Origin of the sequence: Achromobacter sp. (assembly GCF_036567245.1) — a bacterium.
In the GTDB taxonomy this organism is placed as follows: domain Bacteria; phylum Pseudomonadota; class Gammaproteobacteria; order Burkholderiales; family Burkholderiaceae_B; genus Achromobacter.
Map to the genome: position 1 here is coordinate 1 of NZ_DATCUY010000303.1, position 1,788 is coordinate 1,788.

The 1,788-nt window shown below is 64.8% G+C and carries 2 protein-coding genes; both read left to right on the top strand.

Going from position 1 to position 1,788, the window contains the following annotated elements; translation table 11 throughout:
• The coding region (locus tag VIR09_RS13470; RefSeq protein WP_332013319.1) for a class I SAM-dependent methyltransferase at positions 1-767 on the top strand (767 nt) is incomplete at its 5' end.
• The gene (locus VIR09_RS13475) at positions 764-1,663 is read left to right on the top strand and encodes a hypothetical protein (RefSeq protein ID WP_332013320.1); all 900 of its coding nucleotides are present in this window, start codon (positions 764-766) and stop codon (positions 1,661-1,663) included. The genes VIR09_RS13470 and VIR09_RS13475, both read left to right, overlap by 4 nt.
• The last annotated feature ends 125 nt before the right edge of the window (positions 1,664-1,788 follow it).

Genomic DNA, 1,788 nt, shown 5'->3' on the forward strand with positions numbered 1-1,788 from the left:
TACACGGCTATTTGAATCAGCGTTTCGCCCTGTCGCGCCAGCCGGCCTTTCGATCAGGCGCGCGGCTGTTCCGGCTGATGATTCCGTGGCGGATGAAGCTCGATTACTACGGCCGCCACCTGTTCCCAAGTGATTTCCCCCGGCGGGGCAGGCTGCTGGACGTTGGCTGCGGCAACGGGTCTTTTCTTGCGCGGGCTGCGGAAATGGGATGGCAGGTCAACGGCCTGGACCCTGACCCGGCGGCGGTCGCCGTGTGCGCCGGCCAGAATCTGCACGTCGTGCAAGGCGCATTACGCGACGCGCCCGCCGAGTGGGCTGGGCAATTCGACGTGGTCACGATGAGTCACAGCATCGAGCATGTGACCGACCCGGGAATGGAACTGAAGCGGGTATACAGCCTGCTGCGGGCGGGTGGGGTGCTGTGGCTGGCCTGCCCGAACCCGGACAGTCTGGGATCACGCCTCTACGGGCGGGCGTGGCGTGAATTGCACCCGCCGTATCATCTGGTTATCCCTTCTGCACGGCAGCTCTCGCGCCTGCTCCTGGATGCCGGCTTTGCGCATCCGGCGCCGGTCAGGCGCGGAGCACACGCACGCCGGATGATTCGGGAAAGCGCAGAAAATGCCCGCCGTGTGGGCGGCGTGGCGATGCATGTCAAGGCCTTGCTTGCGCCACTCGTTAGGGTGCTGGCCGACCTTGCGGCAACCGCAGTGCCCGGCGGCGCCGAGGAGACCGTGATCATGGCGCGGCGGCCCGCGCAACCATGAACGCGACCGCACTTGCGCCCACCGTCGGGTTGATCCTGCATTTTCGGCACCATGCGCACACTGCGGCCTGTTTAGCTTCGTTGCAGGCCGATGGTATCGACCGGGCGGTGCTGGTGGACAACTCCGAGGACGACGGCACGTCGCTGTCGTTGCTGCGTCCGGCATTGGCCACGCTGGCCGTGCAGGGCATGGATGTGGCAATTTGCGAGCCGGGTCGGAATCTGGGTTTTTCGGCTGGCGTGAACTGGGGGCTCGCCGAAATCCGCAAACGATTCGGCGCGGTCTGCGTGCTGTTGATCAACAACGATGCAAGGCTGCGACCGGGGGGGCACAGCGCCCTGCGAGGCGCAATTGAGCAGGGAAACGAGCTGGCTGCCGCTCGTCAGCAGTCGTCCACTGGCGGGACGATTAGTTCGATTTTTTATCACCGTTCAACCGGCCTCATGCTGCGCAGGTCCAGGCCGGGAACATACGAATATCTCAGTGGCTGCTGCATGCTGTTGGCACCTGGCTTGGCGACGCCACCGCTGTTCGACGAAGCGTTCTTCTTCTACGGCGACGACATTGACCTGGCCTGGCGCCTGAAACAGCGCGGAATCCCGCAAGCCATGGTGCCGACAGCCCTTGTCGATCATGAGACATCGACAGGCAGTCGCAACGGTTCAATGTTTTACGAATACCACATGGCTCGCGCCCATTGGCTGCTGGCCGGCAAGCTAGCCGGCAACCGCGCCCAGCATGCCTTGTATCTGGCCGGGCGCGCGCTGTTTTTGCCTATGCGCGCGCTGCTGCGTGCCGTGAGGCAGCGCACGATGGTGCCGGTGCGTGCCCTGTTTGCCGCTAGCCGGGACGTTGCGCTTGGCCGGCGTCGATCCCTGACGCCACCGCCGGGTTAGTCCCCGGCAAGGGCCGCTGTATGCTGCGCCACAGAAAAAGCCCGCCAGCCGCGGCCATGCTCGCCTCGCTGGCCAGCACGGCGCCAATCAGACCGTTCAAGCCGAAACGCGGTACCAGCAGCAAC